This window comes from Salmonella sp. SAL04214 (genome assembly GCF_046550615.1).
In the GTDB taxonomy this organism is placed as follows: Bacteria; Pseudomonadota; Gammaproteobacteria; order Enterobacterales; family Enterobacteriaceae; genus Salmonella; species Salmonella enterica.
The window spans coordinates 281,699-298,765 of sequence record NZ_JBGDXT010000004.1 but is presented as its reverse complement, the minus strand read 5'-3'; the positions used below and the strand labels follow the sequence as shown (position 1 = coordinate 298,765).

The following is a 17,067-nucleotide window of genomic DNA, read 5'->3' as shown; positions in this document are numbered from 1 at the left end:
TTAACTTTATTTTTGTATTTAAAAAATTATTTTATTAATAAATTACCATCACGCATGGTAAAGGAGGTTACAGACGAAACAGGTTTCCCTTTAGAATTTTCACCACCAATAAGGAAAACTTCATCACCATAACTTACTGATACACCATAGCCGAGAGGTTGTTTCATTTTACCCATATATTGCCAATGGCCATTAACCAAACCATAGACTTCATCTCGCCATTTTTTATTTATTCCTTCGTGGGAATAAAACTTTCCATTGGTATAATTTTGTTTTGCTCCCGGAAAATTCGCGCCACCACCGACAAGCAGGACACCGTGACTATAGCCCGAAAATGCTCCGGCCAACCCTTCTTGCTGTTGTTCTCCAGGCGATGGCGGTAACTGGCTGTTCTTCAACCATGTTAGCTTGTCGTTATCCCACATGGCGCGGTAAATCACATCGGTACGTAAACCCGGTTTGAGCTCACCATTAATCAGCATCAGGAAATTATTTTCCATTACCGATGACGATCCTGCCGTCCCCGCGTCTGGCAGCTCACCGGCATTCTTCCATGTGTTCTCTTTAGCATTGTAGATAAATACGATTTTATTAAAAAAATAATCTTTGGCAGGTTTATTAAAATAATTATAGATGACTTTATTTTTTTCACTTTCATCCGCAGCCGCAGCCGCTATATCAATAAAATACTTATCAAAGATATGCTCATTAACCCCTCCGGTAATAAGTACCATCGTTTCGTTTAATTTTACTCCCGTATGCCCTGTTAATCCAACTGGAGATATAGTGTCAACTTTTTGCCATGTATTTTTCACCGGTGAGTATTTGTACACATCGCTATAAACCTGCAACGGTGATTCACTGTTTTTTTTCCCTACGCCACCAAAAACATAAAGCTCATCATTTAAAAATACCGACACGGATTGCTCACGAGCTCCACCAGGAAACGACTTTATACGCTCCCAGTCTTTATGTTGCTTTTTAAGATCAATTTTATACCAGGATGTCCCTGCGGTACCTAAGCCGACATAAATCACGCCATTATTATCAATAGCGCCAGTACCATTTTTCAGTGGTTCTGGTATATCAGGAAACGTCGTTGCATATCCTGATGTGGTGATAGCGACTGATAAACATAGCGCCATTAGCGTCATCATTTTCTTAAAATTTTTCATCTGCATCCCCATGCGAAGAAATACAATTGGAGTAAAGCTTCATCATTAGTGATCTTATGGTGCACAATTTCAACAATGATAATGACAAAATGTGACCAAGCGCTAAAAATAATTACATGGGGTTATCATGTGCGAGGTAAAAGCACACCATGGTGATGTTAGAAGTGATTATGGGTGACCTGTTATGGTCAAACTCATTAGTGATAGCATTCGAATAAATACAACAAGAATTATGTGATGCATTTCATACTGGCTATCCAGTGGCGTATAAGCTCCTTCTGAGCATTTTATCTTTATGCCGGAAGCAGTTAATAAAATACAGCATGCTGCCGTCAGAGTGAATTGTATTTGTCTTGTAGCTTCAGGTTATAGCCTCAAATCCGCTGGCGCAGTAATTGAATAACAAACATACCTTATGACTGTGTTCACATTTTTCTATCTTTTTGCTTGATGCAGCAACACTCCACAACATAACATAAAACGGAGCAAAACTTCAAAATATATAAGGCGGAACTGGATGTCACTATTAGCCAGGCTGGAACAAAGTGTACACGAAAACGGTGGGCTGATTGTCTCATGCCAACCGGTACCAGGCAGCCCTATGGATAAACCTGAAATTGTGGCTGCAATGGCACAGGCAGCGGCTTCGGCGGGTGCGGTCGCTGTGCGCATTGAAGGCATTGAGAATCTGCGGACTGTTCGTCCCCATCTTTCTGTTCCTATTATTGGGATAATTAAACGTGACCTTACAGGGTCGCCAGTCCGTATCACTCCCTATTTACAGGATGTTGACGCCCTGGCGCAGGCAGGTGCCGATATTATCGCTTTTGATGCCTCATTCCGCTCTCGCCCGGTTGATATTGATAGTTTACTGACACGTATTCGCCTGCATGGATTACTGGCGATGGCAGACTGTTCAACCGTGAATGAAGGCATAAGTTGCCATCAGAAAGGAATCGAATTCATTGGTACAACACTGTCTGGCTATACCGGCCCCATCACGCCGGTTGAGCCAGATTTGGCAATGGTGACACAACTGAGCCATGCAGGTTGTCGTGTTATTGCCGAGGGGCGCTATAACACGCCTGCACTGGCGGCCAATGCTATTGAGCATGGTGCCTGGGCAGTTACCGTTGGTTCCGCTATCACCCGTATCGAGCATATCTGTCAGTGGTTCAGTCACGCAGTAAAACGCTGAACAGGAAAAGAAAATGAACACGCTTACTATTGATATGTATGTCTCAGAGAATAATCCGACGTTAATAATGCTATCGGCAAATACGATACCCAGGCCTGAAGCCTGTTTGAACGCAATATCGGATAGCTGCTATTTCAGGTATCCGGCAGGACATACGTCCTGGCATCAGGAGCATAAATGCTCTGCCTTTTACATCTCATGATTAGCGTCATTGAGATTAACAAAAACTATTACTTGATCTGAATATCGTATCGTCTGAATGATGGGAAGATAAAAATACACAGACGATGACCGCAACTCTACTCAAAACCATAAGCAGGAAAGAACTATGATTACACATTCTTTCGGCATCGTTAATTATCTTGTATTATTTGGCTACCTCCTGGCCATGATGTTAGTCGGTGTCTATTTTTCCAGACGGCAAAAAACAGCAGACGATTATTTTCGCGGTGGTGGCCGGGTTCCTGGTTGGGCGGCTGGGGTCAGTGTATTTGCTACTACGTTAAGCTCAATTACATTTATGTCAATTCCTGCCAAAGCGTTTACTTCCGACTGGACGTTTATCATTGGTCAGTATCTGGCTATCGCAATTTTACCGCTGGTTTTTTATTTCTATATTCCGTTTTTTCGGAAATTGAAAGTCACATCAGCCTATGAATATCTCGAAGCACGGTTCGATGTGCGCTGCCGTCTATTCGCCAGCATGTCATTTATGTTGTTTCATATCGGACGTATCGCCATTATCACTTTCCTCACCGTGCTGGCCTTGCGCCCCTTCATCGCTATAGACCCGGTGATTTTGGTACTGTTGATTAGCGTGATGTGTATCATTTATACCTGGATGGGGGGAATTGAAGGAGTAATATGGACTGATGTTATTCAAGGTCTCTTACTTTCTGGCAGCGCGATACTGATTTTTATAGTGATATGTCTCAAAGTCCAGGGCGGCATTGGTGAAATTTTTACGGTGACGCAGCAGGCGGATAAATTCTTTCCGGCTACGCAGTTCCACTGGAGCTGGACGGAAAGCACAGTACCTGTATTGATGATTGGTTTTCTGTTTGCCAATATTCAGCAATTTACTGCCAGTCAGGATGTGGTCCAACGCTATATCGTGACTGACTCCATAGAGGAAACGAAGAAAACATTACTTACAAATGCCAAACTGGTTGCTGTGATCCCTGTTTTCTTTTTTGCTATCGGCTCGGCATTGTTTGTCTACTATCAGCAACATCCACAATTATTACCGGCGGGATTCAACACTGGCGGCATTTTACCCTTATTCGTGGTCACCGAAATGCCAGTCGGCATTGCAGGGTTGATAATCGCCGCTATTTTCGCTGCCGCGCAGTCCAGCATCTCCAGCAGCTTAAACAGCATTTCCAGTTGTTTTAATTCCGATATCTATCAGCGTTTGAGTCATAAAAAAAGAACGCCAGAAAACCGTATGAAAATAGCTAAGTTAGTTATTCTGGTCGCGGGCCTGATAAGTAGCGCGGCCTCGGTATGGCTGGTCATGGCCGATGAATCAGAAATCTGGGATGCATTTAATAGTCTGATAGGTCTGATGGGAGGGCCAATGACCGGTCTGTTCATGCTGGGCATTTTCTTTAAACGAGCAAATGCCGGGAGTGCGGTTTTAGGAATTATTATCAGCGTCATTACCGTGCTGGGCGCACGCTATGCCACTGACCTTAACTTCTTCTTTTATGGGGTCATTGGCTCGCTAAGCGTGGTGATCAGCGGCGTTATTTTCGCCCCGTTATTTGCCCCGGCACCGCCATTGACGCTGGATGAAAAACCTGAACCAAAGGTGACATTATGATTTCATGATACCACGCTATACCGACACAGCACACGGTGACGCCAACGCCCGGGGCGACAATACCGGGCCAGATATAAACCATCCGTCAGATGGCGCGCTATAAACACCGTAAGAGCAAACAGATTACTCTCCAGTGATGTTCTGTCATAAGTTGGCAACGCGATGTAAATATTCCCCCTCCTTTACTTACATCGCGCTTTTTTTCATGCCGCAGACTTGATAGGCTCTGCTCTGTTCAATATTGCAGGCTTTGTGCCGCAATCAGCCCTCAAGAGCAGGAACTATATGGAGCCTCAACCCCCACGTCTTAAACCCGGAAAAATCCTTGACACTCTGGGTGCTATGCAAAAAAGCCTGACACGTGCCTCCCAGCGTATTGCGCAATATATTTTAGCCTTCCCCAGACAGGTGACACAGTCATCTATTGCCGATTTGTCGCGCGACACACAGGCCGGAGAAGCCACGGTTATTCGCTTTTGTCGCACCCTGGGCTATAAAGGTTTTCAGGATTTTAAAATGGACCTGGCCATTGAACTTGCCACTACCGAGTCTGATGACAGTAGTCCTCTACTGGATGCCGAAGTTAGCGAATCCGACGATGCCCACGCCATTGGTTTAAAATTGCAGAACACCATTAGTAATGTATTATCTGAAACGCTAAATCTGCTTGATATGCAACAGGTTCTCGGTGTCGTGGACGCCCTACGTCACTGTCACTCAGTTTATATCTTTGGTGTGGGCTCATCGGGGATCACGGCGCTGGATATGAAACACAAGCTAATGCGTATTGGTTTACGGGGCGATGCGGTAAGCAATAACCATTTTATGTACATGCAGGCTACGCTATTAAAAGCAGGCGATGTCGCGATGGGTGTCAGTCACTCGGGCACATCGCCAGAAACAGTGCATTCACTCCGATTGGCCCGACAGGCTGGCGCCACCACAGTCGCCATTACCCATAATCTGGGTTCTCCATTATGTGAAGAGGCCGATTTTTGCCTGATCAATGGTAATCGGCAAGGAATGTTGCAGGGTGACTCGATCGGTACGAAAGCCGCGCAGCTTTTCGTCTTTGACCTGCTCTATACCCTTCTTGTACAGTCCTCGCCGGAACAGGCCCGAGAAAGCAAATTACGGACAATGAATGCCCTGGACATGACAAAATAATTCCCTTCACGTACAGGCGTCATTTTCCTTTTTTGTTCATGAGTCTGCTGGACGCTTTATAGACAACAAAGCCCGGTCTCCCGGGCTCTGAAAGTCAATGCTATATTAGCTGTATGCGTGAAGCGTTCGCTGACAAAGCGCCGAGCGCACGCAGTCGTCTTTGTTGAAATGCACAATCCCTACCATTTCATCTTCTTCAAAGCGTTCCAACGCATCGCTCAACCCGGAACGCACGCCGCGCGGCAGGTCGCATTGCGTAATATCGCCATTGACAATGACCGTGACATTTTCGCCTAGTCGCGTCAAAAACATTTTCATTTGCGCCGCAGTCACATTTTGCGCCTCGTCGAGGATCACGACCGCATTTTCAAAAGTACGCCCACGCATATAGGCGAACGGGGCAATTTCTACCTTACCGATTTCCGGGCGCAAACAATATTGCATAAAGGACGCGCCCAACCGTTTAAGCAGGACATCGTAGACGGGCCGAAAATAAGGCGCGAATTTTTCAGCGATATCACCGGGCAAAAAACCAAGATCTTCATCAGCCTGCAATACCGGACGCGTCACAATGATCCTCTCGACGTCCTTATGAATCAATGCTTCTGCCGCCTTTGCCGCACTGATCCATGTTTTTCCGCAGCCGGCTTCGCCGGTCGCAAAAATAAGCTGTTTACTGTCGATAGCGTTCAGATAATGCGCCTGTGCTTCATTTCGCGCCTTAACAGGAGAGGTATCGCGACTATCGCGCGCCATGCCAATGGCTTCTACTCCGCCCATCTGTACCAGTGACGTGACCGATTCTTCTTCACGTTGCTTATGACTACGCGAATCTCGTCTCAACACACGCTTTGCTTCACGACGAGCTTTGATCACTGCTTTTTGTCTTCCCATGGATAGCACCTTGAGTTGTAGGTATACATCACCCGCGTTCTCTTGAACGCGATTATGCGCACACACATCTGAGGGTTGGCTTCCTTGTAAGCCTTAGCTTGCTTTTTGAAACGACGCCACACACGGCTACGCGCACCACATATGACGTCATGGGTATGGACAGTAAGAGAAATGATGAGAGCTTTTAAGGTGACAAGACCACCACCGGAGAGAGAATGTCCGTACAGGGTGTTGTAACTACTGTAAACAATGTGTCCTGGTGCGGACATTACCATTCGCGATCTCCATAGTGAGTGACCATCACTGCCGGGGAACTACCGCTATTACTACTAAGTACAACACAAAACACCAATAATGCAACAATATATTCACCAAGTATTAACCAAACATTATTGCGTCATTGTCAGTCTCTTACAGAAAGATTACACGATTATTTCATCGGCAGGAGACTAAAAAAGATAATCATTAGCTACTGCGGGAATTAATGGTGAAACTACCCATAAGTCATTGAATATTCAACATATAAAAGGTTAAAATGGAGTAATTAACGTATCCTCTCTCCCATCACTAAAACGGCATTATTTATGCAAAATTTTGTGCGGCATACTTACGCGAGTAACGCTGACTCGTTTTAATTTTTGTCATTACCCTATTGCGTCAAGGCTATTGGTACCATTAACAGGCGATTTCATATATGGCCAGTTAGTGATTACTAGAGACGTATTACGCCCGCGTTAACGGCGCTCAAGGGCTAAAAATAGTTTGAGAGTGCGTCCTCATTTACCTGAACATCTTCAGTCAATCGGTCCGGGACTTATCAGAGAACCAGGCGGGCGTATAACGCCGCCTGGTAAAATATGTCCGATGGCAATAATGCTATCGGACATGTCGGTTATTCCGCCTGTAGCTTCGACGGCGGCGCGGAATGATAATGCGCGTCCGCTTTTGCAAAGCGTTCCTGCATCGCTGCTGTCGGCGCTTTGCCAAGCAGGCTAAAGATTACGATCCCCAGGCTGCCGAAAATGAAGCCAGGGATGATCTCATACAGATCCAGCCAGCCATATTGTTTCCAGACGATAACCGTCACCGCGCCAATAATCATTCCCGCCAGCGCGCCGTTACGTGTCATACGCGACCACATCACAGAAAACAGGACAACAGGTCCAAATGCCGCGCCGAATCCAGCCCAGGCGTAGCTCACCAGCCCCAGCACACGGTTATCGGGGTTCGCCGCCAGCGCAATGGCGATCAGCGCTACCACCAGCACCATCACTCGCCCTACCCATACCAGCTCTTGCTGGCTGGCGCTTTTACGCAGAAAAGCCTTATATAAATCTTCCGTAATCGCGCTGGAGCATACCAGCAACTGACAGCTCAACGTCGACATCACCGCCGCCAGGATAGCAGACAGCAGAACACCGGCAATCCACGGGTTAAACAGGATCTGCGCCAGTTCTATAAATACGCGTTCTGAGTTTTGGTTCACCGCCCCGGCCAGCGCGGGGTTATTGTTAAAGTACGCAATGCCAAAGAAGCCCACCGCCACCGCGCCCGCCAGACACAGAATCATCCAGGTCATACTGATACGACGCGCATGAACAATACTGTGATGGGAATCCGCCGCCATAAAGCGCGCCAGGATATGCGGCTGACCGAAGTAACCCAGTCCCCAGCCCATCAGAGAAATAATAGCGACAAAATTCAGCCCCTTGAGCATGTCGACATTCTCGATGCTCTTTTGCTTGATCACCTCCAGCGACTCGCTAAAACCGCCTACGCCGACAATAACCATCACCGGCGTCAGGATTAACGCAAAAATCATCAGGCTGGCCTGAACGGTATCCGTCCAGCTAACGGCAAGAAACCCGCCTATAAACGTATAAATAATGGTTGCCGCGGCCCCCGCCCACAGTGCGGTTTCATAGCTCATACCGAAGGTGCTTTCGAACAGTCGTGCCCCAGCGACAATACCTGACGCGCAATAGATAGTGAAAAACAGCAGAATGACCAGCGCGGAAATAATACGCAGGACTCGGCTCTTATCTTCAAACCGACCGGTAAAATAGTCCGGCAGCGTGAGCGCGTTATTGTTAAATTCGGTATGCACGCGCAGGCGCCCGGCCACCAGCTTCCAGTTAATCCATGCGCCTAACGTCAGACCAATGGCGATCCAGCTTTCAGAGATCCCCGACAGAAAGATAGCGCCAGGCAGCCCCATTAACAGCCAGCCGCTCATATCCGACGCGCCGGCTGATAAAGCCGTAACAAACGGCCCCAGACTGCGACCGCCAAGAATATAGTCATCAAAGTTTTTGGTTGAGCGCCAGGCGATAAACCCAATCAATATCATGCCAAAAATATAGACACAGAATGTCACCAACATCGGTGTGCTAATAGCCATCAAGGTTCTCCAAATTTATTTATTGGCACTACCGTAGCGTGCCGTTTTGTACCCTGCCGGAACGTGGCAAGGGTGTTATGTTTACCAGGGCGACCGTATCCTGCCGGAAGCGGTGGTTATTCACAATCGATTTAACACACCATTTACATCAAATTTGATTGCAGAGGGATACTATTTTTCTCCAGGTTGCACTCTCTCACATTTTTTACGGTTGCACCTTTTAAAAGTGTTAACTACCGCAGAGAAAATAAATCCAGATGGTTTTCCCCGTCAGACTCCCTCTTTCTTTTTTTAACAATTTATTCATTTTTAAGCTTGCAACGCAGGTCACATTTAACGCGGTTGCACAAAGTTGCAACATAGTGGATATTTTCCGCTAACTATTGGTTAGCAGATAGAGCGAATAACAGGAGTAGAGGGTATGGGAACCACCACGATGGGGGTTAAGCTGGACGACGCCACGCGCGAACGGATCAAAATGGCCGCGTCGCGTATCGATCGCACGCCGCACTGGTTAATAAAACAGGCAATCTTTAGCTATCTGGACAAGCTGGAAAATAGCGATACGCTACCGGAGCTACCTGCGCTGTTTGCCGGCGCGGCAAATGAAAGCGAGGAGCCGGTCGCGCCGCAGGATGAGCCGCATCAGCCCTTTCTGGAGTTTGCCGAACAAATTCTTCCCCAATCCGTCTCTCGCGCCGCCATCACCGCCGCCTGGCGCCGCCCGGAAACCGATGCAGTGTCAATGCTAATGGAACAGGCGCGCCTGTCGCCGCCTGTCGCTGAGCAGGCGCATAAACTGGCGTATCAACTGGCGGAGAAATTGCGCAATCAAAAATCCGCCAGCGGTCGCGCGGGTATGGTGCAAGGCCTGTTGCAGGAGTTTTCCCTCTCTTCGCAAGAAGGCGTTGCGCTGATGTGTCTGGCGGAAGCGCTGCTGCGTATTCCCGACAAAGCTACGCGCGATGCGTTAATTCGCGACAAAATCAGTAATGGCAACTGGCAGTCGCATATTGGCCGTAGCCCGTCGCTGTTTGTAAACGCCGCCACCTGGGGGCTGCTCTTTACCGGCCGACTGGTCTCAACGCATAACGAAGCCAATCTTTCGCGCTCGCTGAACCGCATTATCGGCAAGAGCGGCGAGCCGTTAATCCGCAAAGGCGTCGACATGGCGATGCGTTTAATGGGCGAGCAGTTCGTGACTGGCGAAACCATTGCTCAGGCGCTGGCGAATGCCCGAAAACTGGAAGAGAAAGGGTTCCGCTATTCTTACGATATGCTGGGCGAAGCCGCGTTAACCGCCGCCGATGCGCAGGCCTATATGGTCTCTTACCAGCAAGCGATTCATGCCATCGGCAAAGCGTCTAACGGTCGCGGTATTTACGAAGGGCCAGGCATCTCGATTAAGCTGTCCGCCCTGCATCCACGCTATAGTCGTGCACAATACGATCGGGTAATGGAGGAGCTTTATCCGCGCCTGAAATCACTGACGCTGCTGGCGCGCCAGTACGACATTGGTCTCAATATCGACGCCGAAGAGGCGGATCGTCTGGAGATCTCGCTCGATCTGCTGGAAAAACTCTGCTTCGAACCCGAACTCGCAGGCTGGAACGGCATTGGCTTTGTGATCCAGGCTTACCAAAAACGCTGCCCGCTGGTCATTGATTATTTAGTCGATCTGGCCTCCCGTAGCCGCCGTCGGCTGATGATTCGTCTGGTGAAAGGCGCCTACTGGGATAGCGAGATCAAACGCGCGCAAATGGAAGGGCTGGAGGGTTATCCGGTTTATACCCGCAAAGTGTATACCGATGTCTCTTATCTGGCCTGCGCGAAAAAACTGCTCGCCGTTCCTAATCTGATCTACCCGCAGTTCGCGACCCATAACGCTCACACACTGGCGGCGATTTATCATCTGGCCGGGCAAAATTACTATCCGGGTCAGTACGAATTCCAGTGCCTGCACGGCATGGGCGAACCGCTGTATGAACAGGTCACCGGTAAAGTAGCGGACGGAAAACTTAACCGTCCCTGCCGTATTTACGCGCCGGTGGGAACACACGAAACCCTGCTGGCCTATCTGGTACGACGCCTGCTGGAAAACGGCGCCAACACCTCTTTTGTCAACCGCATCGCCGATGCCACCCTACCGCTCGATGAACTGGTGGCCGACCCGGTCGAGGCCGTGGAAAAACTGGCGCAGCAGGAAGGTCAGGCTGGCATACCGCATCCGAAAATTCCGCTGCCGCGCGATCTGTACGGCGAAGGTCGGATAAACTCCGCCGGACTTGATTTAGCGAATGAACATCGCCTCGCCTCGCTTTCTTCTGCCCTGTTAAGCAACGCCATGCAGAAATGGCAGACAAAACCTGTGCTGGAACAACCGGTGGCCGACGGTGAGATGACGCCGGTTATCAACCCGGCGGAACCGAAAGATATTGTCGGCTGGGGACGCGAAGCGACAGAAAGCGAGGTTGAACAGGCATTGCAAAACGCGGTCAATCAGGCGCCGGTTTGGTTTGCGACGCCGCCGCAAGAACGCGCCGCCATTTTGCAGCGGGCGGCGGTATTAATGGAAGACCAAATGCAGCAGTTGATTGGCCTGTTGGTGCGCGAAGCGGGGAAAACGTTCAGCAACGCCATTGCCGAAGTGCGCGAAGCGGTAGACTTCCTCCATTATTATGCCGGTCAAGTGCGTGACGATTTCGATAACGAAACGCATCGCCCGTTAGGGCCGGTAGTCTGCATCAGTCCGTGGAACTTCCCGCTGGCCATTTTCACCGGCCAAATCGCCGCCGCGCTGGCGGCAGGTAACAGCGTTCTGGCGAAACCGGCAGAGCAGACATCGCTGATTGCCGCCCAGGGCATTGCTATTTTGCTGGAAGCGGGCGTACCACCGGGCGTCGTGCAACTGTTACCAGGACGGGGAGAAACCGTCGGCGCCCAGCTTACCGCCGATGCGCGTGTACGCGGCGTGATGTTTACCGGTTCCACGGGGGTCGCGACGTTGTTGCAGCGCAACATCGCCACGCGTCTTGACGCCCAGGGCCGCCCTATTCCGTTGATTGCGGAAACCGGCGGTATGAACGCTATGATTGTCGACTCTTCCGCGCTCACCGAGCAGGTGGTCGTGGATGTGCTGGCTTCCGCTTTCGACAGCGCCGGACAACGCTGTTCCGCGCTCCGCGTACTGTGTTTGCAGGACGATATCGCCGAACATACGCTGAAAATGTTACGCGGCGCGATGGCGGAGTGTCGGATGGGGAATCCAGGCCGTCTGACGACCGATATCGGGCCGGTGATCGATAGCGAGGCCAAAGCCAACATTGAACGTCACATCCAGACAATGCGCGCCAAAGGCCGCCCGGTTTTCCAGGCCGCGCGTGAAAACAGCGATGACGCGCAGGAATGGCAGACCGGTACGTTTGTTATGCCCACGCTTATTGAGCTGGAAAACTTCGCAGAACTGGAAAAAGAGGTCTTCGGGCCCGTGCTGCACGTCGTGCGTTATAACCGTAACCAACTGGCGGAGCTTATCGAACAGATTAACGCTTCCGGCTACGGGCTAACGCTGGGCGTACATACCCGTATTGATGAAACCATTGCGCAAGTCACCGGTTCCGCCCATGTCGGCAACCTGTACGTTAACCGTAATATGGTGGGCGCGGTCGTCGGCGTCCAGCCGTTTGGCGGCGAAGGACTGTCCGGCACCGGGCCAAAAGCGGGAGGGCCGCTCTATCTCTACCGCCTGCTGGCACACCGCCCGCCCAATGCGCTCAATACGACGCTGACTCGTCAGGATGCGCGTTACCCGGTAGATGCGCAGCTTAAAACCACGCTACTCGCGCCGTTGACCGCCCTGACGCAATGGGCGGCGGATCGTCCGGCGCTACAGACGCTCTGCCGACAATTCGCCGATCTGGCGCAGGCCGGCACGCAGCGCCTGCTACCGGGGCCGACCGGCGAGCGCAATACCTGGACGCTGTTGCCGCGTGAACGGGTATTATGCCTGGCTGATGACGAACAGGACGCGTTGACGCAGCTTGCCGCCGTTCTCGCCGTCGGCAGTCAGGCGCTATGGTCAGACGACGCCTTCCACCGCGATCTGGCGAAACGTCTCCCCGCCGCCGTTGCGGCGCGTGTCCAGTTTGCGAAAGCGGAAACGCTGATGGCGCAGCCGTTTGACGCGGTGATTTTCCACGGCGACTCCGACAAGCTGCGAACCGTTTGCGAAGCCGTCGCCGCCCGCGAAGGCGCGATAGTGTCGGTGCAGGGTTTCGCCCGCGGCGAAAGCAATATACTGCTGGAACGGCTCTATATTGAACGTTCGCTGAGCGTAAACACTGCCGCCGCTGGCGGTAATGCCAGCCTGATGACAATTGGCTAATACTGTGGTTAATTAAGGCTCCGTCAATGGAGCCTTTTTACTCGCGTCAGAGGACCGTATGAAACGAATTTTCCTTACCTGCGCGGCGTTGTTGTTCAGCAGTCAGGCGTTGGCCGATGAGTGTGCCAGCGCCAGTACGCAGCTGGAAATGAATCGCTGCGCCGCCGCGCAATACCAGGCGGCAGATAAAAAGCTGAACGAAACCTATCAAAGCGCGATTAAGCGTGCGCAACCGCCGCAGCGCGAGCTGTTACAAAAAGCGCAGGTGGCCTGGATTGCCCTGCGCGACGCCGATTGCGCTCTGATTCGTTCAGGTACGGAGGGCGGCAGCGTGCAACCCATGATCGCCAGCCAGTGCCTGACCGATAAAACGAACGAACGCGAAGCGTTTTTAGCCTCGCTGCTGCAATGTGAAGAGGGTGATTTGAGCTGCCCACTGCCGCCAGCCGGTTAACGCACGCGAATCCCTTCAATAATAATGCGCTGAACGCTTTCGACCGTTTGGTTAAAAAAGGCTTCATCGCGAAGCGTCGCGCCGGTTACCGCCTCAACCTGAGGGGCAAAATCGGCGTAATGTTGCGTGGCGGCCCAAATCATGAAGATCAAATGGTGCGGGGAAATGGGCGCCAGTTTCCCGCTGTGCACCCATCCGGCAATCAGCGCGGATTTTTCATCTATCAACGCTTTTAGATCGCCGGTCAGTTCCTTCATTAAGAGCGGCGCGCCCGCCAGCATCTCCATGCAGAAGAGCCGCGACGCCTGCGGATAATCACGCGAAACCTCCAGCTTGAGACGGATATACTCTTTGATGGCCTCCAGAGGGGAAAATTCTGCGCGAAACGCCTTGAGCGGCGCCAGCCAGACATCTAGGATCTGTCGCATTACCGCGACATACAGCGCCTCTTTCGAGGGATAATAATAAAGCAGATTGGTTTTGGAGACGCCTGCCCGCTCGGCGACCTGCTCAAGACGCGCGCCATGGATGCCATACTGGGAAAAAACGGCAAGCGCGGCGGTTAAGATAAGCTGCCGTTTTGCACCGGTGGCCTGCGAGCGTTTCCCGATTTTTTTCTCTGTGCGTTGCGACATGCGCCCTCTCCTTTTCGTCAGGACGCAAGCATACCAAATCCGGCTTATAAACAAAAAAACCGCCGGAAATCCGGCGGCGGTGGCGCATGACGCTTTTTAGCGTGAAACGCTCAGCGTCTTGCTGTTGTGACGCAGGCTAGCTATTACGGTTACTGCTTTTGCCCCCTTTTTTGCCTGCTTCGGATGCACGCTGCGGGTCATTCTTAAAATTGCCCCCGCTGTGCTGACCACCTTTACGACCTGCTTCTGATGCTCTTTCGCGGTCTTCCGCAAAATTACCGGAACCGCCACGATGGTTTGCCATTACTGACCTCCGTCATAGATTAGACATCATATTGCATAGGTAATGAGGAGTATCTTCTCGCGCAGCGTATGAACGATATCATCAGTAACGCCGCGTAACATTAAGCATAGTGAAAAACGCCGTGGTAGGCCGCTTACCGAAATATTCTGCAACATCAGAAGCCGAATACGCAGAATAATAACCATAAGAAATAAATAAGTTATTCTTATATTTAGAAAAATCAAAGCGCTTAAAAATGTATCATTTTGCAACAAAGGTCGCCAAATTAATTATTGTTATAAATCAAAGAAATGGCGCTGAAATTTGCACTCTTCACAGGAGGGCATATCTTTAAATAGACGTAGCGAATCGCTACACACCTGATTAATCTGAGGAGTAGTACAAATGGCAAAGATTCTGGTGCTCTATTATTCCATGTACGGACACATTGAAACCATGGCGCATGCGGTGGCGGAAGGGGCAAAGAAAGTCGACGGCGCAGAGGTCATTATAAAGCGTGTGCCAGAAACAATGCCGCCTGAAATCTTCGCAAAAGCTGGCGGTAAAACACAAAACGCACCGGTTGCCACCCCACAGGAGCTGGCGGATTACGATGCCATTATTTTTGGTACGCCAACCCGGTTTGGCAATATGTCAGGCCAGATGCGTACCTTCCTGGACCAAACCGGCGGACTGTGGGCATCCGGCGCGCTATACGGCAAGCTCGGCAGCGTGTTCAGTTCTACCGGAACGGGCGGCGGCCAGGAGCAGACCATCACCTCGACCTGGACTACGCTTGCCCATCATGGGATGGTGATTGTCCCGATAGGCTATGCCGCACAGGAACTGTTTGACGTCTCCCAGGTTCGCGGCGGCACGCCTTACGGCGCAACGACTATCGCCGGAGGCGACGGTTCACGTCAACCAAGCCAGGAGGAACTCTCTATCGCTCGCTATCAGGGGGAATACGTCGCCGGTCTGGCAGTCAAACTCAACGGCTAATCTTCAACAGGAGGATTCGAATGCCAACTCAAGAAGCAAAAGCGCACCGCGTCGGCGAATGGGCAAGCCTGCGTAATACGTCGCCGGAAATTGCCGAAGCCATTTTTGAAGTCGCTCACTATGACGAGAAACTGGCAGAAAAAATATGGGAAGAAGGTAGCGATGAGGTGCTGATCAAAGCCTTTGAGAAAACGGACAAAGACTCGCTCTTCTGGGGCGAACAAATCATCGAACGTAAGAACGTATAACACAAACGCCCCCGCCTGCGCGGGGGCATACGGCTATTTTGCAGCAGTGTTCATGACGTTATCGAACTTATCCAGCGGACAGAAGCCGTTCGCATCCACCGGACATCCTTTCAGTTCCAGGGTTACCCTTTGCGCGGGCGATTTGAGCGTTAACGCTTCCGCATTGCGTAACTGCCGGGCGCTCTGGTAGACATACTCGATTTTCATCAAATCCCGGTTAGCGTTGCCGTCATGCCAGCGTTGGAAGACAAGCTGACCGCCAATCGGCGTTCTCTCATACTGGTCATGGAGCTGATAGGGTTTAAAATCCAGGGCCGTCAGCAGCGACGCGATATTGGAATCATGCCCCACCAGCACGGTAACCTTCGGCGCGCTAACGCGATCGGCAACCAGCACCTTATCGATATATTTCACCAGCGGCGCAGCGACATTGCGCGCCACCGTGGGTGAGGTAAACAGGCTGTCCTGATAGCCGTTTTTCAGTTTTGACAGCACCTTCCACTGCCGATCGGTGTGGATCCCGCCCCAGGCGACCTGATCCATCGGAAACCCTTCGTAATATTGCAGGGTAAACGCATCCACCAGCGAGTTCCCTACTTTAAGCGGCCCCTGCACGCCAGGCTCTTGCTGATAGTTCGCGCTGAAGGTATCTTTCGCGTCGATTAGCGAACACTGATGCTTCTCTTTGCAGGACGGCGAGTCCTGATAATGCGTTATCTGCTCAAGCAGTTTATAACTCTCATCAAGATGTAGCTGACTACGCGCCTTTTCCATCGCCTGTACGGCCTGTTGCCGGAACGCGGCGGAATCATCGGTAATTACCGGATTGAAGGTAGGGTCCATAGTGCCCATTTTTTCCTGATGATGAACAGGAATATCACAGCCGGGGAAAGCGCCAGTAATGAAAAATTGCGCGGTGGCGACGGTGCGCTGCAAACTATTCGCATAGGCATATACCGTGTCGGGCGCCGGACATTCTCCCGACGGTATCAGCCGCTGCGCGACCAGCCATTCACGTGTGTAGTGTCCCATATAGACTTCCAGCACGCCGCCTTTCGTCGTCAGTTGCCCGCCGGGAACGTCCCACGCCGGCCAGGCGTTCGGCGTCGACTGCGCCAGTACGCTGCCATTATTCGCCAGCGGCGCCCGCAGATTATGGCGGCTCATCATCAGCACCTGTTGTAATTGATAACCCTCCGGCGTTGTCTGCGCCTGTACGGCGGATGACAACAAAACAGCCCCTGCCACAGCAACAGCGAGTAATGATTTTTTCATCCCTATGACCTCTTGTTGTTATCAAATCGTTCTGAGTGTGACAGAAATGGATCATTTTTCCGGGAACGATTTCGCAAAACGGGGGTTTTTCTTACAGTAAACGCGTTAGCGCCGGGAAACCCCGGC

13 protein-coding genes are annotated in these 17,067 nt (G+C 51.0%); 7 read left to right on the top strand and 6 right to left on the bottom strand.

What is annotated here, in order from left to right:
* Window positions 1-26: 26 nt before the first annotated feature.
* Window positions 27-1,187, bottom strand: coding sequence for an N-acetylneuraminate epimerase (locus ACLJQD_RS09575; protein ID WP_017440951.1), 1,161 nt, complete (start codon window positions 1,185-1,187; stop codon window positions 27-29).
* Between the two features lie 505 nt (window positions 1,188-1,692).
* Between ACLJQD_RS09575 and ACLJQD_RS09570 the strand changes: the two genes are divergently transcribed.
* The 3 genes from ACLJQD_RS09570 to ACLJQD_RS09560 all read left to right on the top strand — a co-directional run bounded on the left by ACLJQD_RS09570 (window position 1,693) and on the right by ACLJQD_RS09560 (window position 5,365).
* Window positions 1,693-2,373, top strand: a complete 681-nt coding sequence (locus tag ACLJQD_RS09570; protein WP_000054243.1) for an N-acetylmannosamine-6-phosphate 2-epimerase — start codon at window positions 1,693-1,695, stop codon at window positions 2,371-2,373.
* A 328-nt stretch (window positions 2,374-2,701) separates the two neighbouring features.
* The gene (locus tag ACLJQD_RS09565; protein ID WP_000628085.1) at window positions 2,702-4,198 is read left to right on the top strand and encodes a sodium:solute symporter; all 1,497 of its coding nucleotides are present in this window, start codon (window positions 2,702-2,704) and stop codon (window positions 4,196-4,198) included.
* 285 nt (window positions 4,199-4,483) lie between these two features.
* On the top strand, window positions 4,484-5,365 hold the full coding sequence (locus ACLJQD_RS09560) for a MurR/RpiR family transcriptional regulator (RefSeq protein WP_000433673.1): 882 nt from the start codon (window positions 4,484-4,486) through the stop codon (window positions 5,363-5,365).
* Window positions 5,366-5,470: 105 nt separating this feature from the next.
* On the opposite strand, the gene phoH is transcribed toward ACLJQD_RS09560, so the two are convergent.
* Window positions 5,471-6,259 carry a phosphate starvation-inducible protein PhoH gene (gene phoH, locus ACLJQD_RS09555; protein WP_000533527.1) on the bottom strand — a complete coding sequence of 263 codons (789 nt, stop codon included), beginning with the start codon at window positions 6,257-6,259 and terminating at the stop codon, window positions 5,471-5,473.
* A gap of 892 nt (window positions 6,260-7,151) precedes the next feature.
* Window positions 7,152-8,660: a sodium/proline symporter PutP gene (gene putP, locus ACLJQD_RS09550; protein WP_001018467.1), complete on the bottom strand. Its 1,509-nt coding sequence runs from the start codon at window positions 8,658-8,660 to the stop codon at window positions 7,152-7,154.
* Between the two features lie 421 nt (window positions 8,661-9,081).
* On the opposite strand from putP, the gene putA reads away from it, so the two are divergent.
* Both putA and ACLJQD_RS09540 read left to right on the top strand, forming a co-directional pair.
* A complete protein-coding gene (gene putA / locus ACLJQD_RS09545; RefSeq protein WP_017440950.1) occupies window positions 9,082-13,044 on the top strand; it encodes a trifunctional transcriptional regulator/proline dehydrogenase/L-glutamate gamma-semialdehyde dehydrogenase in 3,963 nt (1,320 codons plus the stop codon).
* Between the two features lie 58 nt (window positions 13,045-13,102).
* The gene (locus tag ACLJQD_RS09540; protein WP_000821059.1) at window positions 13,103-13,498 is read left to right on the top strand and encodes a lysozyme inhibitor LprI family protein; all 396 of its coding nucleotides are present in this window, start codon (window positions 13,103-13,105) and stop codon (window positions 13,496-13,498) included.
* Here the strand turns inward: ACLJQD_RS09540 and rutR are convergent.
* Window positions 13,495-14,133, bottom strand: coding sequence for an HTH-type transcriptional regulator RutR (gene rutR, locus ACLJQD_RS09535; RefSeq protein WP_017440949.1), 639 nt, complete (start codon window positions 14,131-14,133; stop codon window positions 13,495-13,497). The genes ACLJQD_RS09540 and rutR overlap by 4 nt on opposite strands.
* Window positions 14,134-14,269: 136 nt before the next feature.
* Window positions 14,270-14,437, bottom strand: a complete 168-nt coding sequence (locus ACLJQD_RS09530) for a general stress protein (protein ID WP_001273663.1) — start codon at window positions 14,435-14,437, stop codon at window positions 14,270-14,272.
* Between the two features lie 384 nt (window positions 14,438-14,821).
* On the opposite strand from ACLJQD_RS09530, the gene wrbA reads away from it, so the two are divergent.
* Together wrbA and ACLJQD_RS09520 are read left to right on the top strand one after the other, a co-directional pair.
* Window positions 14,822-15,418: an NAD(P)H:quinone oxidoreductase gene (gene wrbA, locus ACLJQD_RS09525; protein ID WP_001062898.1), complete on the top strand. Its 597-nt coding sequence runs from the start codon at window positions 14,822-14,824 to the stop codon at window positions 15,416-15,418.
* 20 nt (window positions 15,419-15,438) lie between these two features.
* Entirely contained in the window at window positions 15,439-15,666 is a 228-nt protein-coding gene (locus tag ACLJQD_RS09520) for a YccJ family protein (RefSeq protein ID WP_001143125.1), read from the top strand.
* 33 nt (window positions 15,667-15,699) lie between these two features.
* Here ACLJQD_RS09520 and agp read toward each other — a convergent pair whose 3' ends face one another.
* Window positions 15,700-16,941 carry a bifunctional glucose-1-phosphatase/inositol phosphatase gene (gene agp / locus ACLJQD_RS09515; RefSeq protein ID WP_017440948.1) on the bottom strand — a complete coding sequence of 414 codons (1,242 nt, stop codon included), beginning with the start codon at window positions 16,939-16,941 and terminating at the stop codon, window positions 15,700-15,702.
* Window positions 16,942-17,067 lie beyond the last annotated feature (126 nt).

What these genes read in the sequence shown, in the direction of transcription:
- putP (WP_001018467.1), bottom strand. Translation starts at nt 8,660, where the DNA reads ATGGCTATTAGCACACCGATGTTGGTGACATTCTGTGTCTATATTTTT.
- ACLJQD_RS09560 (WP_000433673.1), top strand. Translation starts at nt 4,484, where the DNA reads ATGGAGCCTCAACCCCCACGTCTTAAACCCGGAAAAATCCTTGACACT.
- agp (WP_017440948.1), bottom strand. Translation starts at nt 16,941, where the DNA reads ATGAAAAAATCATTACTCGCTGTTGCTGTGGCAGGGGCTGTTTTGTTG.
- wrbA (WP_001062898.1), top strand. Translation starts at nt 14,822, where the DNA reads ATGGCAAAGATTCTGGTGCTCTATTATTCCATGTACGGACACATTGAA.
- ACLJQD_RS09570 (WP_000054243.1), top strand. Translation starts at nt 1,693, where the DNA reads ATGTCACTATTAGCCAGGCTGGAACAAAGTGTACACGAAAACGGTGGG.
- ACLJQD_RS09565 (WP_000628085.1), top strand. Translation starts at nt 2,702, where the DNA reads ATGATTACACATTCTTTCGGCATCGTTAATTATCTTGTATTATTTGGC.
- ACLJQD_RS09520 (WP_001143125.1), top strand. Translation starts at nt 15,439, where the DNA reads ATGCCAACTCAAGAAGCAAAAGCGCACCGCGTCGGCGAATGGGCAAGC.
- ACLJQD_RS09575 (WP_017440951.1), bottom strand. Translation starts at nt 1,187, where the DNA reads ATGGGGATGCAGATGAAAAATTTTAAGAAAATGATGACGCTAATGGCG.
- ACLJQD_RS09540 (WP_000821059.1), top strand. Translation starts at nt 13,103, where the DNA reads ATGAAACGAATTTTCCTTACCTGCGCGGCGTTGTTGTTCAGCAGTCAG.
- rutR (WP_017440949.1), bottom strand. Translation starts at nt 14,133, where the DNA reads ATGTCGCAACGCACAGAGAAAAAAATCGGGAAACGCTCGCAGGCCACC.
- phoH (WP_000533527.1), bottom strand. Translation starts at nt 6,259, where the DNA reads ATGGGAAGACAAAAAGCAGTGATCAAAGCTCGTCGTGAAGCAAAGCGT.
- putA (WP_017440950.1), top strand. Translation starts at nt 9,082, where the DNA reads ATGGGAACCACCACGATGGGGGTTAAGCTGGACGACGCCACGCGCGAA.
- ACLJQD_RS09530 (WP_001273663.1), bottom strand. Translation starts at nt 14,437, where the DNA reads ATGGCAAACCATCGTGGCGGTTCCGGTAATTTTGCGGAAGACCGCGAA.